The sequence below is a fragment of the Streptomyces chiangmaiensis genome, assembly GCF_036281785.1.
GTDB classification, from domain to species: Bacteria; Actinomycetota; Actinomycetes; order Streptomycetales; family Streptomycetaceae; genus Streptomyces; species Streptomyces chiangmaiensis.
This window is the reverse complement of sequence record NZ_JAYWVC010000533.1, coordinates 1-1673: the sequence shown is the minus strand read 5'-3', so window position 1 is coordinate 1673 and position 1673 is coordinate 1. Positions and strand designations below refer to the sequence as shown.

General features: G+C 69.5%; 2 protein-coding genes. One reads left to right on the top strand and one right to left on the bottom strand.

Annotated features, from left to right (window positions below):
- Nucleotides 1-269 precede the first annotated feature (269 nt).
- Nucleotides 270-1061, top strand: a complete 792-nt coding sequence (locus tag VXC91_RS45300) for an IS5 family transposase (protein WP_329513159.1) — start codon at nt 270-272, stop codon at nt 1059-1061.
- On the opposite strand, the gene VXC91_RS45295 is transcribed toward VXC91_RS45300, so the two are convergent.
- Nucleotides 1018-1560: a hypothetical protein gene (locus VXC91_RS45295; protein ID WP_329513160.1), complete on the bottom strand. Its 543-nt coding sequence runs from the start codon at nt 1558-1560 to the stop codon at nt 1018-1020. The two genes, VXC91_RS45300 and VXC91_RS45295, sit on opposite strands and share 44 nt — an antisense overlap.
- Between the last annotated feature and the right edge of the window lie 113 nt (nt 1561-1673).

Below are 1673 nucleotides of genomic sequence, written 5' to 3'. Positions count from 1 at the left end.
TTAGAAGCTGTTGTCTTTCCGATCTTGAGAGATGTGCTTCGAACGGGAGTCTCGATCGGGTGGTCGCGGGGCGCTCGGCGCATACGAGTGGGGCCTCCTGAACAGCTCGTTGGTGTCTAATCACCGAGCAGCAGGAGGCCCCGGTGCCGCAGTCTTCCGTGTCGATGCCGTGGCAGTCCACTTCGGTCCCTCTGGAGTGTGACTGTCTGGCTCACCGGTTCGGAAACGCCGCCGACCATGGGGTGCGTGGGCGCCGGTATCCGACGGACATGACGGACGCCGAGTGGGCGCAGGTGAGGCCGCTGCTGCCGGTGCCGGGCTGGATGCGCGGCCGTGGCGGGCAGCCGGAAGGGTACTGCCACCGGGCGGTGCTCGATGCGATCCGCTACCTGGTCGACAACGGCATCAAGTGGCGTGCCATGCCGGTGGACTTCCCGCCGTGGGACCGGGTGTACGCCTTTTTCCGCCGCTGGCGCGACCATGGCCTGGTCAAGGAGTTCCACGACCGGCTGCGCGCGCGGATGCGCGAGAAGCTGGGCCGGGATGTGGAGCCGTCAGCGGGGGTGATCGACTCGCAGTCGGTCAAGGCGGATGCCGTCGTCGGCGCGGACAGCCGCGGCTTTGACGGCGGCAAGCTGATCAACGGGCGCAAGCGGCACGTCGTGGTCGACACCCTCGGTCTGCTGCTGGGTGTGATGGTCACCAGCGCGGATATCGGCGACCGCACCGCCGCGCAGGTCCTGCTGGCGCGGGTGGCCGACGCGCATCACCGCCTGGCCCTCATCTGGGCCGATGGCGGCTACACCGGCAGCCTCGTCGAGCACTGCCTGGCCTCCTTCGCGCTGGTGCTGGCGATCGTCAAGCGCAGCGACGACCAGAAAGGCTTCGTCGTGCTGCCCAAGCGGTGGATCGTCGAGCGTCTTTTCGCCCACCTGATGCGCACCCGCCGCCTGGCCCGCGACTATGAGCGGCGCACGACCAGTGCCGAGGCGATGATCCTGTGGTCGATGACCATGGTCATGAGCCGACGCCTGGCTGGGCCACGCCCCGCGCGGGCGTGAAGCGGCCCGGCGCCGTCTCGGCCAGCCAGCTCCGCGCGACCAGGCGCTTCGCTTTCGACCGCAACGCCTCCACCCGCGCCGGCACCACGTCCATGCCGAACTCGGCGGCCATCTCCTGGCAGGTCACCGGTCCCTGCCCGAGCCGGGCCCGGTCGGCCGCCACCTGCAGGATGCGCTGGTAGTCCACCGACAGCGCCGACCAGTCAAGCCCCTCGCGCCACATCGGCACCTGCGCCTTCGGCTTCGCCGCCTTCGGCGCTGTTGCGCCCTGTCTCCCGGCAGCCTGCACAGCCCGGTCGACCTGGGTGTGGTCCTGCCCCGTCTCGTTCTTTGGGGCCAGCACCTCGCCGACCCGCGAGCGGGCAATGGCCCACTCCTGCCATTCCCGCTCGGCCACGGCCAGCTCGGCCTGGATACGGTCGGCCTCCTCCCGCAGCTCGTCCACCCGACGGCGAGCACCCAGCTCGCGCTGTTCCAGCAGCCCGACCACCGACGGCATCCACGCCCCCCACAGCAGCGACGACATGACAAGCCGTCACTCCCACCAGACCACCGACCCTATGCCCCACCAGCGAAAACGCAGCCCTCACGTCCGGAAAGACAACAGCTTCT